This window comes from Glycomyces paridis (assembly GCF_004912155.1).
Classification (GTDB): domain Bacteria; phylum Actinomycetota; class Actinomycetes; order Mycobacteriales; family Micromonosporaceae; genus Glycomyces; species Glycomyces paridis.
On record NZ_STGX01000004.1, the window covers coordinates 283,150 to 301,651 of the forward strand.

Here is an 18,502-nt window from a genome sequence, read left to right on the forward strand (position 1 = left end):
TTCGAAGCGGCGAAACGCGAATTCAGCTGAATGTAAGCGTCATTCGCGTTGCCGACGGCGTCGCCGCGGCAGAATGCCTTCATGGACGAGCTCCCCTTCGCCTTCGCGCTCATCGCCGGCGCCGTGGCCGCGGTGAACCCCTGCGGGTTCGCCCTGCTGCCGGTCTACGCCGGCTTCCTCATCAGCGGCGAACCGGGCGAACAGGTCACGCGCAGACAGGCGCTCGCCAGGGCGGGCCTGTTCGCACTCGCCTTGACGACCGGCTTCGTCGCGGTCTTCGGCGCCTTCGGTCTCGCCGTCTCCTTCGTCGCGGTGAACCTGGCGGCGGTCCTGCCCTGGATCACCGTGCTCGTGGGTGCGGCGGTCGCCGCCGCGGGCGCGTGGATGCTGCTCGGACGGGAGCTGCCCTCCTTCCTGCCGCGCATCGGCGGACGCGCGGTCCACCGCTCTTTCGGCTCGATGGCCGTGTTCGGCCTGCTGTACGCGCTCGCGTCGTTGTCGTGCACCGTCGCCCCGTTCCTCGCGGTGACGGCGCAGACCTTCCGCTCGGCCTCCGTCCTCGGCGGGACACTGGTGTTCCTGGCCTACGCGCTCGGCATGGCCCTGGTCGTCGGCGCCGTCTCGGTCGCCATCGCCCTCGCGCGCCAGGGCCTGGTCGTCTGGATGAAGCGGCAGTACTCGAAGGTGACGCGGGCCGTGGGGGTCCTGCTGCTCGCCGCCGGCCTGTACGTGGCGTACTACGGCTGGTGGGACATGCGAGTCCTCGCCGGAGGCGACCCTTCCGACCCCGTGGTCGAAGGGGCGCGCACGGTGCAGCGGTTCCTCGAGGAGACGGTGCGGTCGGTGTTCGGCGGTTGAACGTCCTTGCCCCGCAATGGTCGAGGGTCCGGGTTCAGGAAAGGCCCGCGACCTTCTCGTCGAGCTCGTCGGCCGAGAACGAGCCGACGTCTGCGATCTCGCCCGCCGAGTCCAGCAGCACGTACGTGCTCTGCGAGGTCACCCCGAACCGGGTCCACAACTCGCCGTCGGGGCTCTGCAAGTGCGTCGCCTCACCGGTGCCGGTGTCCGCCACGAACTGCTGACGCTGCTCGTCGGTGCTGTCGTGGTACAGACCGGTTCCGGCCACGCCGACGACCGCGACCCGATCCCCGTGCGCGCCGATCAGCGCGGCCACGTCCGGCCCCTGGCTCTGGCAGATCGGGCAGTCCTCCTGCCAGAACCACAGCACCGCAGGAGCACCGGCGAGCGATGCGCCCTCGAAGTCGTCACCGTCGACTGTGGTGGCGGTGAAGTCGAGCAGTTCGGGAACGGCCATCGGGGCCTCGGACGCCGTCTCGTCTTGTGCCTCGGCGGTGGTCTGCGCGGATATGGCCTCCTCCGTCGGATCGGCCTCGGGTTCTCCTGAACCGCAGGCCGAGAGAACGAGAACGACCGCCGCTGCGGCGGCCGCCGCGCTGATGGCTGAGCGAAGCATCGCAGCCTTCCTTTCGTCTGTGTGCCGACCACTCCATCCTGCCGGTTCGGGCCGCCTTGCGAGACTTGGAATCCTTACGATCCGGTGAAGCCTGCCGGGGCGCCGTCGGACCTCAATTGCGGTTTGGGCCCACGATCTCGATCTCGGGTCCTGCGACACCGCTGATGACCGGGGTTCGCAGGATCGGCGAGGACGCCGCACCGTCGGGAGTCGCCGGAATCGCATCGGACGAAGCGTCGTGGACGACCGGGAGCCGCTTCCAGTGGAGCACCGTGCGGAGCTGGCCCGCCGCATGTCGGATCGCGGGATCGGCGGCGGACCGCATGGCGGCTTCGAACGCCCGGGTCTCGTGGGTGAGCCGCATGGCCCTGGCGCGCGTGTCGGCGAGTTCGATGGCGGTTTCGCGTTGACCGGATTCGGAGAGCAACACCAGAACCGGGCGGAAGCTGCCGACCTTCTCACGTGCCTCGGCGCTGCCCGGCCTCGATCCGGGCACCTTTTCCAGGCGCACTTCCGAACGGACCCGGGTGAGGTCGAGGGCCTTGGGGGCTCGGCGTCCCGGCTTCACCACCTTCAGCTCTGAGCCGTTGAGGTACAAGAGATCGCCTGCGCGCGATCGAATCGCGTATCCGAAGCCGAGCGGGCCGATCAGGAACACGAGCCCGAACACGACACCCGTGCCTTCGTAGGACAATCCGGTGCCGCCGGAGCGGCGGGCGGTTGAACTGTGATAGCTCGTCCAGTCGAATCCGCCGTTGGCGTTCGCCAGGGCCACGGATACGACGATCAGTGCGATCCCCAGGCAGGCGCCGATGATCCGCATCCTGCGCACGAAGGTGGCCGTATCCTCGGGGTCGAGAGAAGCCCCGACTCGTGACACCATGCGCTGAGCGCTGAATAGGCTGTCGGACATAAGACCTGATCCCATCGGTCGGGGGAGGCAATCCGCCGATCTTATGCGACTGCCGCCGGTGTCCTTCCAGAGGGCGTTTCGAGGCGATGGGACCAACTCGGTTCCTCCCGCCCGGACAGCGGGCCGGAGCCGACCTCGAGACCGACACGACCGTGTCGATCGACGCCGCCGTCGATCGGCTGCCGGCCCTCGATGCGAAGCACTCCTGAAACCGGATTTGACTTGGAGCGCACTCCAGGTCCTAGCGTCGAGGGCATGATGACACGAACACTCGGAAGAAGCGGCATCGAAGTCAGCGCGATCGGCATGGGCTGCTGGGCGATCGGCGGTCCGTTCTCCTACCCCGAGGGGACCGCTCTCGGCTGGGGCGAGGTGGACGACGACGAGTCGGTCCGCGCCGTCCGCCGGGCCGTGGACCTCGGCGTCACCTTCTTCGACACCGCCGACGTCTACGGCGCCGGGCACAGCGAGCGCGTCCTGGCCCGGGCCCTGGAGGGCCGCCGGGACCAGGTCGTCATCGCGACCAAGTGGGGCAACCGGTTCGATGAGGACACCAAGGTCGTCACCGGGCCCGGGCACGGACCCCGGTACCTCCGTGAGGCGGTGGAGGCGTCCCTGCGCCGACTCGGCACCGACTACATCGACCTCTATCAGTTCCACCTCAACGACCACCCGGTCGACAGCGCCGCCGAGCAGCTCGACGCGCTCGAATCCCTGGTCGACGCGGGCAAGATCCGGTCCTACGGGTGGAGTACGGACTTCCCCGACCGCGCCGAGGCCTGGGGGAACGGCGGCGAGCACTGCACCGCCGTCCAACACGAGTTCTCGGTCTTGAAGGGCGGCAAGACCGACGTCGTCGAGGTCTGCGAGCGTTTGAACCTGGGGTGCGTCAACCGCGGGCCGCTGGCGATGGGTCTGCTCACCGGCAAGTACACCGCCGAGAGCAGGATCGGCTCCGACGACATCCGCGGCAGCGGCGGCGAGAAGACGCTGTTCGATCACGGCCGGCCCGCCCCCGAATACCTGGCCCGGTTCGAGGCGGTCCGCGAGGTCCTCTCCAGCGGCGGCCGCACCCTCGCCCAGGGCGCGCTCGGGTGGCTGTGGGCGGTCAGCGACGTGACCGTGCCGATCCCCGGTTGTCGCACCGTCGCCCAGGTCGAGGAGAACGCGGGGGCTCTGGAGAAGGGGCCGCTCACCGCTGCTCAGGTCGAGGAGGTCGCGAAGCTCCTGGCGCCCGTGCTGTGACGGACTCGGCGAAGCCGGATCGCACCGGGCCGGGGTCGAACGGCAGCGCGAGGTGACCGCACGGGAGTGGTCGGGGGTCGGTGTTCTGTGCGGTTCGCCCGTTTCCGATAGGGTCGCGGTGACCGAACGCGCGCAATCGGATGCGTGCGGTTCGGGACCCGACCCCTATCCTGACGGGAAGTGCCCCTGTGGTTTCGGTTGATGAAGTGCTGTCCTGGCTCAGCGCGAACGCGAACGCGGATGCGGTGGCGGCGGCGGACAGATCGGGTGAGGCGACGAGTTCGGTCCGGGTCGCCAAGGGGCGGTTAGGTCGTGGCGAGTTTGCATGAGGTCGCGGCGATGATCGAGTCGACCAGGGTGAGCGTTGCCGAGGTGGCCGGGCCGATCAATTCGTCGAAGGGCCAGGCTGAGCACACGATGGCGGCCGCTGCGAAGCTTGGAGCGGATGAGGCGTCGGCGCGGATGAAGGCGACCATCGACCGGATCGAAGAGGCCGAGTCGATCAGGGCGACCCTGGAGGGTGCTTTGGTCAAGGCGCACTGGACGGTCCTGTCGGCCATCCACGGCACCATAGGCCCGGGCGCGCGAGGGAAGACTTCCTCGCTCGTTCCCAACTCCGACGGCACCACCTCCTGGCACGGCACGGTTGACGGAATCAAGACCGAGATCGTCTACGGCACACCGAAGGATGACGAGAAGGATCCCAGCGGCCAAGAGCTGACCGAGAGCACGCGACCCCGCCGAAGGTTCAGTGCATTCAGACAGATAGCAGTGCGCGAAGACGCATCCGATGCCGACCAAACGGTCTCGCAGCTCCTCGATCATGCGAACACGATCTATCGGACCGAGAACAAACCCGCGCCGGCCCCGGCAACGGCCACCAGCGGATACGCTGCCGTGATTCAGCATGAATCCGGCACGGTCCAGCCGATACCTGCACCGCAGTCGACCGCAGACCAGTTGGCCTCTGCCGCGATCGTGATCGCGGTCGTCGGAGCCAAGGCGGTCAAGGGCACGGTCGATAAGATGACCTCACTCAGGTCCAAAATGAGGGAGCGCAAGAGAAATGACCACTAGTGAAGAAGAGCGGATCGTGCGATCTGCCGTTGCAGCGGCGGCGGACCTTCCGAGGGAGGTGATCGCCAGCATCGGCGATGCGCGCACACTTGAATTGCTCGGTGCCACCACAACGCTCGCGATCCTGAAGAAGTACCGCGATAAGCCCGGGCCTCAGCAGATTTCCGAGTTCGCGGATGAACTCAAGTTCCGTTTCCCGGATGCGGCTGACCACATCAAGCCGATCGTGATCGAGGCGCTGGTCAGATTCGCTTTCGGGGAACAGGACATTCTCGACGGCATTTCCTCGGATGACCTGCAAACCGTGCTCTTCATGCTCCCGTACGCAATTATCTCCGAGGAGAACATCTACGGTGAGCCGCTTGACGCGTTTGTCGCAGAGGTGGTCGCCGCGGTCAACGCCGAGGAGTAGCGCGGCTTGGCTTGTCTCGGTTGACGAGCTTGTTGTAGCAGGTGATCGCCACGGCGAGGGCAGGGAATGTGGCGAACAGGTGGCCGTAGAGTTCGTAGCGGGTGGTCAGGCGGCGAAGCCGCCGAGCCAGGTGAAGGCGGGATCGGTGACTCAGCGGTAGCGGCCGAGCCTCGCCGAGGCTTGCGGCGGGCGATGCGGTCACTGATGCGCCGCTCGCGCGGTCCCACCGCCCTGCGCTTCGGCGAGGCCGGTATCGGCGGGTCGGTGATCTCTCACAGCCAAGCAGGCACAAGGCCTTTGGCAAAATCATCCACACCAGATCAAATCAGTCCTGCTGAGGTATTGGGGACAACCGGTTTCGGACGAACACTGGGCTCAAACATCTTCGGGATCGGTGAGTCGACTCCGGAGCCGCCTTACTTCGGCGACCAGACGAGGGATCGCCTCGCGGGCCATCGCAATGAAGGCGGCGTTCTCATCCCAGCGTTCGTCTTCCACATCGACATAACGCGGGTGCTGTACGAGCGTCGCGGCGATGATCTCTCCATTGCTGAAATCCGGCCAACGCTCGCCTCCGCTGGAGCTTTCAACGGTGCTCACCGCGACGAGGCTCATTGCGTGGTCATCATCGAGGAAGCGAACAAACCACGGGCCCGGCGTGGCAGCGGCACTGCAACTCTCGATCTCTTGGAGCAAGCTTTCATCCATGTAAGCATCCTGGCTCAAGGCAGGCCGAATGCCAACCCGGTTTCAGCCCGACAACACAAGATCGCCACCAACTCAGGCGCGCACTTAGTTGGTTGAATCGTGCAGTAACTAAGGGACCCAGGCCGAAGGCCTGGGTCCCTTAGTTTTTGGACGCGTTGTGGATCACTGTGGGTCGTTAGTTGACAGCGGCGTGATTGTGGGTCATCATCGGATCACCGGCACTCGCAATTGGAAGCGAGCCAGTCTGTTACGTCTCGAACGGAGATTCTTACGACGTATCCACATCGCATCGGCCTTTATCAATAGGCCAGAATATTAACGCCGCCCGGTGGCTCAGAGCTACCAACTAGGTTCCACCGGGCGGCCTAACAACAGAAGGAGACCTTCCGTGTCGTCACCGACGATACGCTATTCGGGCGTACCTGAAAACAGCCATTCCCGCGATATCCGCAACAGCCACTCCGCTCACCCTGCGGACTTCGACTCGGACACCGCCGCCTACACGACCGCGCAAGCCGCACCTCATAGCGACTCACGCGCCGACGCGACACCCACGACCGGCACCGGTTGGCCCGCAACCGGATCCATTTCCGACGCCGACCTGGCCGCGCTCATGCGCTCGCGCCTGCAACGCAACACGCCACCAGATCGGGTCCTACCTGCGCATACCGGGCACGTCGCCACCGCGCAGACCGCAAATACGCACGCCGCGCCTGTCGCCACCGTCCAGGCCCCGGACACGTACAACGCGCTCGAACCCATCGCCACCACCCAGACCTCGGACACGCGCATCACGCCCGAACCTGTCGCCGCAGTGTCGAGCGAGATCAGCCCTCGGACCGGTTTCGTGCCGGGGTTCCGGCTCGATCCCGGTCCGATGTCGTCTGATCCGCGCCACAACCCGACCTATCCGCACCCGCAGAACCCGGGGCTGGCTGAGGAGGTCGACGGGTTCTATGACTGGGCGGGGCGGCGTCTGTTCCTGTCCGACGGCTCGCCCGACCCGATGACCCCCGGTGCCTACCGGTATCAAACCAGGCCCGACCTGTGTCTCCTCGACGCCGCCGACGACGACCCGTGGTCGCCGCGTTTCGAGCCCGATCACCTGCGGCATAAGCCGGGTGATGACTGGCTGATCGATGACAGCCGCCCGTACGACGTGCTCGATCCCGGGCCGTTCGGATCGCCCAACTGGTTCCCCGACCTCCGGACCGGGCGTCACCGCCGCGACGAGCTCCCCGACCCGATCCCGTGGTGGGAGATCGAGGAGGAACCGGCGAAAGCGGCATGGGCCGAGCACGCTGAAGCCCTCTACGACCGCCGCACCCGCATCACCCGCGAACGCGAAGCCCACGAAGCCGCTCGATCCGAGGGCCGGGCGGAAGAACGGCAAGGCCACGACGACCTCTACGGCGAAAGCGGCCAAGGCGGCCAAGGCGGCCAAGGGGATCGCACATCCGGCCGCGGGCGAGGCGAACCCGGCGCCCGGTCCGGAGGCGGCGGCCCGAACGGGTCGGATCGCCCGACTGGCGGCCCGAACGGGTCGGGTGGCCGGAACGGGTCGGGCGACCCGAGCGGCGTACGCGGCAAACGGACCGGGTCCGGGTTCGTGTCCGAGTCGAGGTTCGAGGCCGGGTCCGGGGCCGAGGTCGGGTCCGGGCCCGAGGCCGGATCCGCGTGCAAGGCCGGATTCGAGGGCGACACCCTCCGCATCGCAGGCGACGGCATCGGCGGTGGGCGGGCGACCGCATCGGGTCGTCGTCTCCCCGGCGACGGGCCGAGTTCGACCGGCGCCGCAACCGGTCCCCGCTCCTCCGGAGACGGACCGGGCTCGACCGATACCGCGCCCGGCCTCTGTTCCCCTGCCGACCGACCGAGCTCGATCGGCTCCGCGCCGGGCACCCACCAACCCGGCGACCGACCAGGACCGACCGACTCCGCGACCGACTCCGCGACGGGTCCCCGTCCCTCTGCCGACCGAACGGGTCCGGCCAGTCCCCTGCCCGACAAGGCGACCGGCCCCTACCGGCCCTCACCTGAACCGCGACCGCGAAACCGACGCGGCGACCATGCCGAATCGTCGGCGGCCGCGCGTCCCAGCGAAGGAGCACTCGTGACCATCGAACCGCAACAGCCCTACCGGTTCTCGAAGCTCCGCGAAGACGCCTGGGTCCGGTTCCTCGACAAGTCCGCCGAACTCGCCGCCGCCCACCGTCCACAACCCGGGGCGAACGGCCGAACCCCGACGCGATCGGAGCGTCGCGCCTCGCTCGAGTCCCGGCGCCGCAACGGACGCGACGCACTCGACCGCGAATGCGGGCCGGTCCTGCGGCCCTGGGTGCGGCTCGTCCGGTGGGTCGCGGGCACCATCCGCGCCTCCAAGACCGCCAGCGACGCCGACGCGCGGCGCACCGAGCACGCGGCACGCACCGCCCGCTTCGCCGGGGCGGTCCGCGGCGCCCAGAGAGCAAGGGCCGAAACGAGACCCGAGGTCGTCACGCCCACCGTTTCGGCAGTGGAGGACCTGCGGCAGCGGCCGCCGCTCCAGCGTCCGAAGCCCGAGGCCGTTGCGGCGCTCTCGATCCCGTTCATGCGCGGATGGGAGCAGCGCTTCGACAGCATCGGCTTCGGCGGTGCCGGTTTCAGCAGGGCCGGCTTCAACCTTGCCAACTTCACCGGTGCAGGTCGCACCACCGCAGGTCTCAACAGCGCCGGCTTCAACAGTGCCGGCCTCAACAGCGTCGGCTTCAACACCGCCCGCCCCGCCGCCGGGGGCGCTGCATGGGCGTAGGCCGCAACTCCTCCTACCGAATCCGTGAGCGTTATGCAAAGGCGCTCAAGGCGATCCCGCTGCCGATCCGGACGCTTTCCGGCGTCGACCCACAGGCCCTGGTGAACGTCGGCGAGACCGAGCTGGCCGGGCGCCGGATCGTGTTCGCGGTCCTGCCCGGCTCGCCGCGCCTGTGGATCACCGTGCCCGACCTGCTCCCGCCGGTCATCGGCTACGCGTCCGGGTTCGACACCCGGCGCCTCGACCTGCACCTGACCGAACTCGACCACATCGACTGGGCCGCCGGGCCCGGCCGCGTCACGGCGCTCAAACGCGCCGCGCACGAGGCCTGGGCCGCCGCCCAACGCGACTGCGAAGGATGAGAGAAGCCATGCCTGACAACGACGTCCAAGCGGTGAGAGAGGGCGACCGCGCCCTGTTCCGCTCCCACGCCGCCGCCCGCCTGCGCGGCGACCTCGCCGAGGCCCAGCGCCTGGCGCTCGACATCGGCGAAGGGAGGCGGATGGCGCACCTGCTGTACGTGCTGTACCTGTTCACGCAGACCGTGTACGAAGAGCTCGGCGACGCCCCCGACCCGTGCGACCTCGCCGAGCTCACCGCCCGCCTGCACGAGCGGCACTACCGGCCCGGCAGCGGCTTCCACGCGATCCGCGCCGAGGCGATGGTGCGCGGCGTGTGCGGGGAGTCGGTGCTGCTGACCGAAGTGCCGTTCGCCGAACAGCAGATGTACATGTGGGCGGTCATCGGCGAGCTCACCGGCCCCGAGACCGCGGACGCCCGGATCGCCGATCGCCTCGACGGGGCCGAGGCGATCGGGGCCGAGATCATCGAATCCGGCTGGAACGCGATCTTCACCGGTCCGCCAGCGCCCCGTCCGAAGGCCGGGACGGCTCCGGGCTCCGTCGACGACACCGCCACCGCCACGGCGCAGGAGCCCGAACCCGGCGAGCCCGGCGAAGCAGCCCCCGCCACGCAGAATCCCGCACCCGCCGGTCCCGGCCGAGCGATCCGCTCCGAGCAGGAGACGGCGCCCGCCAGGCCCGCCGAGCCCGGTGGGGCGGCCCGCTCCACGCACGAAACGGCACCCGCCGATCCCTCCGATCCCGGCGAAGCAGTCCACGCCACGCAGGAACTCGAACCCGGCAGCCCCAGCGGAGCTGCCCGCTCCGCGCACGAGACGGCGCCCGCCGCACCCACCGATCCCGGCGAAGCCGCCCACGCCGCACGCGACACGGCGCCCACCGACCCCGGAAGGGCCGCAGCCGACACCGCCCCAACGAAGGAGACCACCCGATGAAACCCGAAGAGCTGCACCGCAGGCACCTGGCAGCCTTGATCACCGGGGACGCAGCGGAGACCGAGAGGGTCCGCCGCTGGTTCAAACCCCTCGACCACGCCACCGCGGCCATGTACCTCCGCGCGGCCGTCGCCGCGAGCCTCGAATACCGGTTCGGGCCGGGAGCCGGGCTCGGGGCGGGGCCGATCGACTACGACGAACTGGCCGCGTTCACGGCCGAGATCCGCCGGTCCTCCGACACCGCCGAACCGCCGCCGGACCACCTCGCGATCGAGTCGGTCGTCCGCGCCCTCTACGGCGAACCGCACCTCCTCGAACCGCTCGCCGAGCACCAGCGGGCCGCGACCCACCACGTCCTGCTCCGCAAGCAGATCGAAGCCCGCCCGTGGCTCGGGGCCAACCCCGGCCACCTCATCGACCGCGCCAAGACGACCATGACCGCCTGGGTGCTCGGCTGAACCCGAACGGCCGGGGCCGCTCGCGCGGTCCCGGCCGCTCCTCGGCGATCTGCGGTCGCCCACGATCAGGGAACCCCCGGCCCGCCCGACACCCGTCGGGCGGGCGCGCCGGGGATCTACGGTCGCCCACGATCGAAGGGGAGTCTTCAAGCGAGCGTGTGGAACTGCGCCGCTTCGGGGAGTTCGCCCGGCGGGCCCGGTGTCCCGGGCTCCGGGGTGATCGCGAGACCGCGTTCCGATCGCGTCCTGATCACCGAGTAGAGCGCGGCGAGGAGCAGCACGACGCCCGCGCAGCCGAACCCTCGGGACGCCGACACCGTGTCCGCCGCCTGCACCGCGCCGAGTGCGGCGGCACACGCCGCCCCGAGCGCCAACGCGGCCGCCCATGCCCTTCGCCTCCTGCGTCGCCACCCGCCAGTGGGTCCGACCTCCACGACCACCGTGCGTCCGCAAGCGGGACAGACGATCTCATGCGCCGTCGTCTCGGTCCGCGAGCCCTCCAGCTCGAAGACCGCGACCGGACCGCGCTCGACGCGCCGGTTCTCGGCCTCGGAGTCCATGCGGACGCTGTACGAGACGACATGGCGCACACGCGCCTTCACGAGCCCTCGCCGGTCGGCCATGACCCCAAGCTATCGCCGCCGCGCCACCCGTAAACGGCGAACCCGGTCCGCATTCAGGCGGTTGGCGATCCCGCTCGCGCGAACGGCGAACCAAGTCCGCGCTAAGGCACCGGGCATCCCTGCTCACGCGAACCGCGAACCCGGTCCGTGTTCGGGCACCTGGCGGCTCCGCTCGAACGCGACCAGTGAGGCCTGTCCGCGTTCGGAGGCCGCGCTCCGCTCACACGTAGAGCCGCGCAGGGTCGACGAGCTCGACCATCGGATCGGTGTCGGCGATCCGCCGTAGTTCATCGCTGAAGCCGGCGCCGCCGAAGCAGATCAGACGAGACCCCTCAGAGGCCCTGCCCTGGGAGACCAGCAGGTCGCGGAGCCGCGTCAGGCGTCGCAGGTGCCCGCAGTCCATCTCCTCGTTCCACTTGACCTCGCCGATGGCCAGCAGTGCGTCCGAGCCGTCGGCCGCGGTGCCGTGGACGACCACATCGATCTCGTGCGTGGTGCCGGCCTTCGGGTCGCTGACGATGCCCGCCGCCACTCGATTCGGCAGGCCCCCGAGCTCCTCCGCCGAGGCGTGCAGGCGCGCCCACTCGCGTGCGAGCGACTCGAAATGCGGTCCCAGCACCTGGCTGCGGAAGGTGCCCTGCATTCGCCGCCAGACCTGTCCGGCGCGTCCGGGGCGTTCGAGTTCGCCCCAGACCGGGCGCATGACCGCGTGGTAGTAGGCGATGATCGGCTCAGCGATCCGGTAGAAGGACCGGTTGCGTTTGAAGGCATCGGGTTCGTGGCGGACGAGACCGGCGTCTTCGAGAACCGCCAACGGGTGCGCGAGGTCGGTGGCCTTCTTCCCGATCCTGGTCGCGATCGCCCCGCGGGCGGTGCTGCCCGTGGCGATGGCCGCGAGCACCGCGTGGAGCGGGCCGGTGTCGCGTACCCCCGGCTCCTCTGCGAGCAGGTAGCGGCCTTCGCGGAAGAGCGGCCTGGCCGGGTTGAGCACCGTCCGGACCACCCAGTCGTCGAAGTCGTCCGGCCCCTCGGGCGCGTCGTCCTGCGCGAATTCGCGACGATAGGCCGGGGTCCCGCCGACGACCGCGTTGACCTGTACCGCGGTCCGCTCGTCCTCGATGCCCCAGAACGCCCTCGCGAGACGGTAGTCCAAGGTGGGGACGATCAGTTCGAGCCCGGCACGTCCCCGCAGCGGTGCGGTCCCGGAAAGCAGTCGCCCCATGAACGTCACGGCGGAACCGCAGAGCAGCAGACGGACCGGCGAGTTCGAATGCTGGCTACCGGGATCGAGTGCTCGCTGAATGACCGAGGGCAGCGACGGCGACGCCTGGGCAAGGAACGGGAACTCGTCGATGACGGCCATCACCGGCCGGTCGGTCGGCAGACGCAGCAGCCTGGAAATCGCCTCGTCCCAGCTGGTGAACCGCAGTGGCACCGGCTCCCCCAGGTACCGTGCCAACGACGCGCCGAACTGGGAGAGCGCATCGGCCTCCGTGGTCTCCGTCGCGGTGAACATGAATCCCCCGCTTGCGCGGGTCAGCGCGTCCAGCAGGAACGTCTTCCCTTGGCGGCGCCGACCCGAGACCACCCCGAGTGTCGCCCGGTCGGACCGGTTCTCGGCGAACCGTACGAGTTCTCCCCACTCGAAATCGCGATCGAACATGCCTTCGGGCTTACGCATCCGACCTCCTTGTATAATTACATTTATTATAACCATAATCATACAAGAATTCGGCTAGTACCGAGAGACTGCGCCCGCTGCGGCTCTGCGTGGGTTCTTCGCTATGGGTCGTTCACTCCACGGCTTCGACCAGCAAGCCTTCGATCGCGCGGAGGGCGGGTTCGACCGCTGCCTCCTCGATCTTGCGGGAGTCGAAGAGGAGGCTGAGTTCGCAGGAGCGCCGGTCTCGGCCGATCGCGGTGAACAGGGTCGCGTCGTGGCGGGGCCAGGCGCCGTCCGGTTCGATCACGGTCTCCTCCAAGAGGTCGGCAACCTCGCTGCGGGTCTTGGCCTCGGGGCGCTCGGGCCAGCCGCCGCCGGCGCGGGCGTCGTTGAAGTAGATCGAGAGGTCCAGGGGTGCACCGCGTTCGGCCTCGATCTCGGTACGGAGCTCCTCCAGTGCGTCGGGGTCGTAGAAGCCGTGCTTGTACGTCGCCAGCGAGCGGCGGAAGCACAGGCGCACCAGGTCGTCGAACGAGAGGCCGTCGAGGTCGGTGTTGAGCAGCCCGTTCTGCGCCATCGCCGCCGCGACCGTCCGGTCCCGCGGCGTGTACCGGTTCCCGACGATGAGCTGGCAGGACTGGCGGGCCGCGCCGGTGAGGTCGCGCAGGAGGACCCCGTTGGCGGCGAGCAGGACGGCCGCGGTCGAGACGCCGAGGCGCTCGGCGATCCGCGTCGCCGCCGCCGACATGGCCGAGCTGCGGATACGGACGCTCTTGAACGGCAACGGGTCAGCGCTCGGACGCGCCGCGCCGGTCATGGACGCGGGCATGGCGCGCAGCTCCCGGCCCCAGAACCGCATCGCCGCGGCCGAGCGGCGCAGTGCCGCGGGCGAGCGTTCGAAATCGGACTGGTCGGTCGTCTGCACCACCGCCGCAGGCGTGCGGTCCCCGCGCAGGCGCGCCTCGATGCGGCCCTTCACCAGGTCGTACGACCCGCAGTCCAGCGCAAGGTGACTGACGGCCAACGCGACGAGCACCGGGGTGTCTCCCGCGCAGACGACCGCGCCGCGCACGCACCGGTCGTAGTCGGCGAAGCGGAAGGACTTCGCCTCGCCGGGTTGGAGCGGGACGGTGCCGTCGGCGCCGATGAGGCGCAGTTCCAGTTCCAGTGCGCCCGAGCCGCTCACGAGCTGGCGGGGGCCGTGCTCGTCGTCGGCGAAGCGGGTGCGCAGGACCGCGAACTCGGCGAGGACGTCGGCGAAGGCCGCCGCGAGGTCGGCGAGCGAGCGGCCTTGGGGCACTTCGCAGATCATCTCGTGGTTGAAGTAGCCGCCGTCGTCGCCGAAGCGTCGGACGCCTTCGAGGACCGCCCGCTGGCCCCAGGTCATGGGCGCGGCGAGGTCGGGGTGGCCGGCATCGAACTCGATGCGGAGGGTCGCGGTCATGGTCTCGCCTTCAAGGGGGTCGGGAGGTCAGTCCTTCAGCGCGGAGCCGGATTCCTTGCGCGCCATACGTTTCAGGAGCGGGACGGCGAGCAGGAGGGTGGCGGCGATCCACAGGCCGAGGACGAGGAAGACCTGGCCGAGGCGCCATTCGCCGCCGAGTTCGACCGCGGCCATGCCCTCGGGAAGCATCGCGGCCCGCATCCCCAGGCCGATCCAGTAGACGGGGAACAGCTCGGCGGTCGACTGGAGCCACGCGGGATAGGCCGCGAGCGGGTAGAAGATCCCGGAGATGCCGATGAGCACGGTCAGCGGGAGCTGGACGAGGCCGACGTGCCGGGGGTTGCTCAGGAGCCCGCCGAGGACCGCGCCGAGCGGCAGAAGCGCGGCCATCGCCGCGGCGGTGACGGCCGCGAGCAGGCCCAGGCGCGTCCAGGACAGAACGAGGCCGTCGAAGAAGGCGAGCCCGGCGAGGACCATGCCGACGACGGTGAACAGGGAGAACACCGCGACCGAGATCGTATGTCCGATGAGGAAGCTCCCGAGGCCGCGCGGAATCGCCTTGGCGCGCAGCAGCTCCCCGCTGGCCTTGGACCAGGCGAGCTTCCCTGCGATCATCGGGACGGTGCCGGTGACGAGGGTCGCGCCGAGCACCGACGGGAAGTTCATGGAGCCCAGGTCGAGGTCCGAGCCGGCGAAGGTGCCGCCGCCTGCGGCCAGGAGCACCGAGACCATGATCGCCAGGCTCCCCAGGGCCATGACGAGGTCCCCGGGGGTGGTGAGCATGATGCGGGTCTCGACCGCCCCGCGCCGCAGACCGTTGCGGGCCACTGTGGACAGGCCTGCCGTAGTGATGGTGGTCATCGCCGCTCCTCGCTCGGGGCCGGGTCGGCCTCGTCTTCCTCGTCCGCCCTCAAGGTCTCGCCCGCGAGGGCGCGGGCGACCATCGCCAGATATGTGTCCTCAAGCGAGGATCGGCGCACCTCAAGGTCCGCGACGGTCCCCCCGCACCGGGCCCGCACCCGGTCGATGAGGTCGAGCGGGTCGGCGCTGCGCTCGATGCGCCGCCGCCCGTCCTCGGTCCACCGCACCTCGGCGCGCTCCCCCATCTCCTCCGACAGCGCCGCCACCGTCCCCTCGGCGAGCACGCGCCCGCCGATGAGCACCACGATCCGGTCGGCGAGCCGCTCGGCCTCGTGCAGGTCGTGCGTGGTCATGAGGATCGTGACGCCCAGGTCCCGGTTGAGCTTGGCGACGAGCTCCTGGAAGTCCCTGCGCGACACCGGGTCGAGCCCGTTCGACGGCTCGTCGAGGAACAAGAGCTCGGGGCGCCCGATCAGGCCCGCGGCGAGGTCCATGCGGCGGCGCTGGCCGCCCGAGAGGACCTTGATCGGCGTGTCCCGTTGCGACTCGAGGCCGACGGCGGCCAGCAGCTCCTCGGCGTCCCAGGCGTCGCCGAAGGGCCGGTAGTGGTCGTGCAGAAGGCGCAGAAACTCCCCGACCCGCCAGTTCGCGTGGTCCTCCCAGTGCTGGAGGACGACGCCGATGCGCGACCGCCAGGCCTCCCCGGCGGTCTGGGGGTCCTCGCCGAGCACCGACACCGACCCGGCCGAGCGGCCCCGGAAGCCCTCCAGGATCTCCATCGTCGTGGTCTTCCCGGCCCCGTTGGGGCCCAGGAGGGCCACGATCTCCCCGGCGGGGATGGCGAGGTCGACGCCGTGGAGGACCTGCTTGTCGCCGTAGCTCATGCTCAGGCCCTCGGTGCGGACCGCGTGCGCGCTCATGCGCCCTCCTTCAGGCTCGGCGGGAGCGACTGCGGGCCGAGCATGTCGGCGACGGTGTCCCGGGCGCGCACCAGGTGGTCGCGGCCGCCGTCGACGAGAATCTCCGCGGGGAAGCCGTGGCCGAGGAACCGCCCGATGGACGCCGTCGGCCCGTAGGCGCCTGCGCTGAGGATGCCCACCACGTCGCCGGGGCCGAGGTCGTCCGGCAGGTCGACGCCGTTGCCGATGGAGTCGTTCGGAGTGCACAAGGGACCGGTGAGGTTCCATGCGGCCGTGGCGGACCCGGAGCGGTTGAGGAGTTTCACCGGGAAGTTGCGGCGCACGAACGAGCCGATGCCCGCCGCCGCCATGTGGTGGTTCGAGCCGCCGTCGAGCACCGCGAACCGCTCCCCGTGGGACTCCTTCGTGTATCGCACCGTCGCGGCGTAGATCCCGGCCTCGGCGGTGAGGTACCGGCCCGATTCGAGGATGAACCGCGTCTCGGGGCGGTCCGCGAGGAACGCCGCCACCGCCTCGTTGACGAGGCGGCAGGCCTCCGCGGCGTCGAGCTCGCCCTCGTTCGCGAAGTACGGGACGCCGAAACCGCCGCCGAAGTCCACAGTGCGCACCGGCATCCCGGTCTCGTCGGCGAGCGACGCCGCCAGAGCGAGAATCCGCGCCGTGTGCTCGCCGATCGACGCCGCCGAGAGGATGCGGGTGCCCATGTACACGTGCAGGCCCTCGACCTCGACGCCGTGCAGCGCCGAACCATCGCGCCACAGTTCGCGCACGACCTCCTCGTCCATGCCGAACTGCCGCGGCTTGCCGCCCATCGCGAGCCCGCTCTTCTTCGACTCGAAGCCCGGGTTCACCCGCAGCAGCACGCGCGGGCGAACCCCTTGGGCCGCCGCGATGTCGGAGAGCATCGCGCACTCGCCCACCGACTCGACCACGACGAGCGCGATGCGCTCCTTCACGCACGCTTCGAGTTCGGCCCGGCTCTTGCCCGGCCCGAGGAAGATGATCCGCTCCGGGCCGATCCCGGCCCGCAGCGCCGTCTCCAGCTCCAGGAGCGAGGACACCTCCGCACCCGCGCCCTCGGCGCCGAGCACCGCGGTCACCGCCAGGTTCGGGTTCGCCTTGAGCGAGTAGTGCACCTCGACGCGCTCGTGCAGCGCGGCCCGCAGGCCCCGGTACTGCGAACGCAGCCGCTCGGCGTCGTAGATGTAGGCGGGCGAGCCGTGACGCTCCAAGACGTCGGTCACGGGCACCCCCTGCACGCGGTGGTCATCGGCCATGCTGGTCCTCCAGGTCGGCGAGTCGGGTCGCGACGGCCTCGTGCAAGGCCGACAGGTCGTCTTCATCAGGGGCGCACACGATGCCGTGGAGGCGGCCCGGGAACGCCCCGCCGCCCCCGGCGTTCGCGTTCACCGACGCGAACCCGGTCACGAGGAAGCCCCGCTCCAGACCCGCGTCCATCTCCGTGCCCGCCAGGGCCTCCGCGAGCACCGCGAACGGAAGGCGCTCGCGCAGCTTCAGGTCGAACTGCACCACCGCCGCGCGCCCGGGCGCGCGCCGCACCACGTCCAGGTGGTACGTCGACATGTTGTTGCGCGCGTTGATCTCCAGGACCGGCAGCAGCGTCCCGTCCGCGCACACCAGCGCGTCCACGCCGACCGGCCCCCGGTAGCCCTCCGCCGCCAGCCGGTCCCCGACCAGCTCCACCGTCGCGTGCAGCTCCGCCAGATGCCCCGGCGCGAGCACGGCCGGGATGCGGTGGCCCACATGGCGACCGTTGTCCGTCACCGCCTCGACCGCGAAGTCGAACCGCACGGCACCGTCGTCCCCGATCGTGAAGTGGTAGTTCACGTCGGCGGACTTCTCCGCCCCCTCCTCCACCACCAGCGCCAGCGCCGCCGTGCCGGCCCGCACCGCCTGCTTGCGCAGCAACCGCACCAGGCCATCCCACTGCGAGGCCCGCTGCACCGTCGTGATGCCCCGGCCCGAGACGCCGAGCGCCGACTTCACCCCCACCGTGGCGCCGCGCTCCAACGCGGCCTTCACGTCCGCGTCGAGCGCCTCCACGTCGGCGAGCGACTCGCACTCCCAGCCGCGCGCCTGCCGGATGCCCAGGGCCGTGCACAGGCGGCGGCTGTACACCTTCGAGTTGACGCGCACCGCCAGCGCCGCCGACGGCAGCGGCGCGACCAGGCCCGTCTCCCGGCACAGCCGCTCCTCGTCCTCGGAGAACCCGTGCGGCGCCAGGCGGGCACCGGCCGCGGCCAGCTCCCGCAGGCGGGCAAGGGCCTGCGGCGAGTCGAGCAGGTCCTGGGTGACCGTGCGGGCCGGCTCGGTCCGCTCGGCGACCACGACCTCCGCTTTCGCGAAGCCCGCCGAGCGGAGCCGGGCGAGGAACTCCGGGTCGGGCTCGGCCTTGAGGACGACCGCGTCGCCGGGTTCGCCGCGCAGGAGCGCGAGTTCGCCGAGCTGGTTGGTGACGGCGGCGGCGCTGGCGCGGCTGATCTCGGGGAGCGCGAGGGTCCCTTCGGCCCAGCGGCGTTCGACGTCGAAGTTCCCGAGGAGGACGCGGGGGGTCGGTCGGTCTGTCACGTGGAGGTCCCTTCTGGAGTGCAGGGT

18 protein-coding genes are annotated in these 18,502 nt (G+C 70.0%); 8 read left to right on the forward strand and 10 right to left on the reverse strand.

Annotated features, from left to right (window positions below; all coding sequences use genetic code 11):
* Positions 1 to 81: 81 nt before the first annotated feature.
* Entirely contained in the window at positions 82 to 858 is a 777-nt protein-coding gene (locus E9998_RS07480) for a cytochrome c biogenesis CcdA family protein (protein WP_136529076.1), read from the forward strand.
* A gap of 34 nt (positions 859 to 892) precedes the next feature.
* Here the strand turns inward: E9998_RS07480 and E9998_RS07485 are convergent, their stop codons facing one another.
* Both E9998_RS07485 and E9998_RS07490 read right to left on the reverse strand, forming a co-directional pair.
* Entirely contained in the window at positions 893 to 1,474 is a 582-nt protein-coding gene (locus E9998_RS07485) for a redoxin domain-containing protein (protein WP_136529077.1), read from the reverse strand.
* 112 nt (positions 1,475 to 1,586) lie between these two features.
* On the reverse strand, positions 1,587 to 2,387 hold the full coding sequence (locus tag E9998_RS07490) for a hypothetical protein (protein WP_136529078.1): 801 nt from the start codon (positions 2,385 to 2,387) through the stop codon (positions 1,587 to 1,589).
* Positions 2,388 to 2,642: 255 nt separating this feature from the next.
* On the opposite strand from E9998_RS07490, the gene E9998_RS07495 reads away from it, so the two are divergent.
* The 3 genes from E9998_RS07495 to E9998_RS07505 all read left to right on the forward strand — a co-directional run bounded on the left by E9998_RS07495 (position 2,643) and on the right by E9998_RS07505 (position 5,121).
* Positions 2,643 to 3,632 (forward strand): aldo/keto reductase, encoded by a 990-nt coding sequence (locus E9998_RS07495; RefSeq protein ID WP_136529079.1) that lies wholly within the window; start codon positions 2,643 to 2,645, stop codon positions 3,630 to 3,632.
* A gap of 339 nt (positions 3,633 to 3,971) precedes the next feature.
* Complete coding sequence (locus E9998_RS07500) at positions 3,972 to 4,709, forward strand: hypothetical protein (protein WP_136529080.1); 738 nt, start codon at positions 3,972 to 3,974, stop codon at positions 4,707 to 4,709.
* Complete coding sequence (locus tag E9998_RS07505; protein WP_136529081.1) at positions 4,699 to 5,121, forward strand: hypothetical protein; 423 nt, start codon at positions 4,699 to 4,701, stop codon at positions 5,119 to 5,121. The genes E9998_RS07500 and E9998_RS07505 overlap by 11 nt, the downstream gene beginning before the upstream one ends.
* 375 nt (positions 5,122 to 5,496) lie before the next feature.
* Here E9998_RS07505 and E9998_RS07510 read toward each other — a convergent pair whose 3' ends face one another.
* On the reverse strand, positions 5,497 to 5,829 hold the full coding sequence (locus E9998_RS07510; RefSeq protein ID WP_136529082.1) for a hypothetical protein: 333 nt from the start codon (positions 5,827 to 5,829) through the stop codon (positions 5,497 to 5,499).
* Between the two features lie 388 nt (positions 5,830 to 6,217).
* Between E9998_RS07510 and E9998_RS25795 the strand changes: the two genes are divergently transcribed.
* From E9998_RS25795 to E9998_RS07530, 4 genes are read left to right on the forward strand one after another with little or no spacing between them, the layout of a single operon-like run.
* A complete protein-coding gene (locus tag E9998_RS25795) occupies positions 6,218 to 8,620 on the forward strand; it encodes a hypothetical protein (protein ID WP_136529083.1) in 2,403 nt (800 codons plus the stop codon).
* Complete coding sequence (locus E9998_RS07520; RefSeq protein ID WP_136529084.1) at positions 8,611 to 8,982, forward strand: hypothetical protein; 372 nt, start codon at positions 8,611 to 8,613, stop codon at positions 8,980 to 8,982. Before E9998_RS25795 ends, E9998_RS07520 begins: the two co-directional genes overlap by 10 nt.
* A gap of 8 nt (positions 8,983 to 8,990) precedes the next feature.
* Positions 8,991 to 9,917 (forward strand): hypothetical protein, encoded by a 927-nt coding sequence (locus E9998_RS07525; RefSeq protein ID WP_136529085.1) that lies wholly within the window; start codon positions 8,991 to 8,993, stop codon positions 9,915 to 9,917.
* Positions 9,914 to 10,375 (forward strand): hypothetical protein, encoded by a 462-nt coding sequence (locus E9998_RS07530; RefSeq protein ID WP_136529086.1) that lies wholly within the window; start codon positions 9,914 to 9,916, stop codon positions 10,373 to 10,375. The genes E9998_RS07525 and E9998_RS07530 overlap by 4 nt, the downstream gene beginning before the upstream one ends.
* A gap of 146 nt (positions 10,376 to 10,521) precedes the next feature.
* On the opposite strand, the gene E9998_RS07535 is transcribed toward E9998_RS07530, so the two are convergent.
* The 7 genes from E9998_RS07535 to E9998_RS07565 form a co-directional block, all read right to left on the reverse strand.
* A complete protein-coding gene (locus tag E9998_RS07535) occupies positions 10,522 to 10,998 on the reverse strand; it encodes a hypothetical protein (RefSeq protein WP_136529087.1) in 477 nt (158 codons plus the stop codon).
* Between the two features lie 220 nt (positions 10,999 to 11,218).
* Positions 11,219 to 12,679, reverse strand: coding sequence for an ATP-binding protein (locus E9998_RS07540; protein ID WP_136529088.1), 1,461 nt, complete (start codon positions 12,677 to 12,679; stop codon positions 11,219 to 11,221).
* Positions 12,680 to 12,791: 112 nt separating this feature from the next.
* On the reverse strand, positions 12,792 to 14,105 hold the full coding sequence (locus E9998_RS07545; RefSeq protein ID WP_136529089.1) for a condensation domain-containing protein: 1,314 nt from the start codon (positions 14,103 to 14,105) through the stop codon (positions 12,792 to 12,794).
* Positions 14,106 to 14,132: 27 nt separating this feature from the next.
* Positions 14,133 to 14,966 (reverse strand): ABC transporter permease, encoded by an 834-nt coding sequence (locus tag E9998_RS07550; RefSeq protein ID WP_136529090.1) that lies wholly within the window; start codon positions 14,964 to 14,966, stop codon positions 14,133 to 14,135.
* Positions 14,963 to 15,886, reverse strand: a complete 924-nt coding sequence (locus E9998_RS07555) for an ABC transporter ATP-binding protein (protein WP_136529091.1) — start codon at positions 15,884 to 15,886, stop codon at positions 14,963 to 14,965. The genes E9998_RS07550 and E9998_RS07555 overlap by 4 nt, the downstream gene beginning before the upstream one ends.
* On the reverse strand, positions 15,883 to 17,163 hold the full coding sequence (locus E9998_RS07560) for an alanine racemase (protein WP_136529092.1): 1,281 nt from the start codon (positions 17,161 to 17,163) through the stop codon (positions 15,883 to 15,885). The genes E9998_RS07555 and E9998_RS07560 overlap by 4 nt, the downstream gene beginning before the upstream one ends.
* Positions 17,153 to 18,475, reverse strand: a complete 1,323-nt coding sequence (locus E9998_RS07565; RefSeq protein ID WP_136529093.1) for a preATP grasp domain-containing protein — start codon at positions 18,473 to 18,475, stop codon at positions 17,153 to 17,155. Before E9998_RS07565 ends, E9998_RS07560 begins: the two co-directional genes overlap by 11 nt.
* Between the last annotated feature and the right edge of the window lie 27 nt (positions 18,476 to 18,502).

Coding starts and splice junctions, on each gene's coding strand:
- E9998_RS07490 (WP_136529078.1), bottom strand. CDS start 2,387: ATGTCCGACAGCCTATTCAGCGCTCAGCGCATGGTGTCACGAGTCGGG.
- E9998_RS07480 (WP_136529076.1), top strand. CDS start 82: ATGGACGAGCTCCCCTTCGCCTTCGCGCTCATCGCCGGCGCCGTGGCC.
- E9998_RS07545 (WP_136529089.1), bottom strand. CDS start 14,105: ATGACCGCGACCCTCCGCATCGAGTTCGATGCCGGCCACCCCGACCTC.
- E9998_RS07540 (WP_136529088.1), bottom strand. CDS start 12,679: ATGCGTAAGCCCGAAGGCATGTTCGATCGCGATTTCGAGTGGGGAGAA.
- E9998_RS07520 (WP_136529084.1), top strand. CDS start 8,611: ATGGGCGTAGGCCGCAACTCCTCCTACCGAATCCGTGAGCGTTATGCA.
- E9998_RS07510 (WP_136529082.1), bottom strand. CDS start 5,829: ATGGATGAAAGCTTGCTCCAAGAGATCGAGAGTTGCAGTGCCGCTGCC.
- E9998_RS07525 (WP_136529085.1), top strand. CDS start 8,991: ATGCCTGACAACGACGTCCAAGCGGTGAGAGAGGGCGACCGCGCCCTG.
- E9998_RS07505 (WP_136529081.1), top strand. CDS start 4,699: ATGACCACTAGTGAAGAAGAGCGGATCGTGCGATCTGCCGTTGCAGCG.
- E9998_RS07550 (WP_136529090.1), bottom strand. CDS start 14,966: ATGACCACCATCACTACGGCAGGCCTGTCCACAGTGGCCCGCAACGGT.
- E9998_RS07495 (WP_136529079.1), top strand. CDS start 2,643: ATGATGACACGAACACTCGGAAGAAGCGGCATCGAAGTCAGCGCGATC.
- E9998_RS07535 (WP_136529087.1), bottom strand. CDS start 10,998: ATGGCCGACCGGCGAGGGCTCGTGAAGGCGCGTGTGCGCCATGTCGTC.
- E9998_RS07485 (WP_136529077.1), bottom strand. CDS start 1,474: ATGCTTCGCTCAGCCATCAGCGCGGCGGCCGCCGCAGCGGCGGTCGTT.
- E9998_RS07500 (WP_136529080.1), top strand. CDS start 3,972: ATGATCGAGTCGACCAGGGTGAGCGTTGCCGAGGTGGCCGGGCCGATC.
- E9998_RS07530 (WP_136529086.1), top strand. CDS start 9,914: ATGAAACCCGAAGAGCTGCACCGCAGGCACCTGGCAGCCTTGATCACC.
- E9998_RS07555 (WP_136529091.1), bottom strand. CDS start 15,886: ATGAGCGCGCACGCGGTCCGCACCGAGGGCCTGAGCATGAGCTACGGC.
- E9998_RS07560 (WP_136529092.1), bottom strand. CDS start 17,163: ATGGCCGATGACCACCGCGTGCAGGGGGTGCCCGTGACCGACGTCTTG.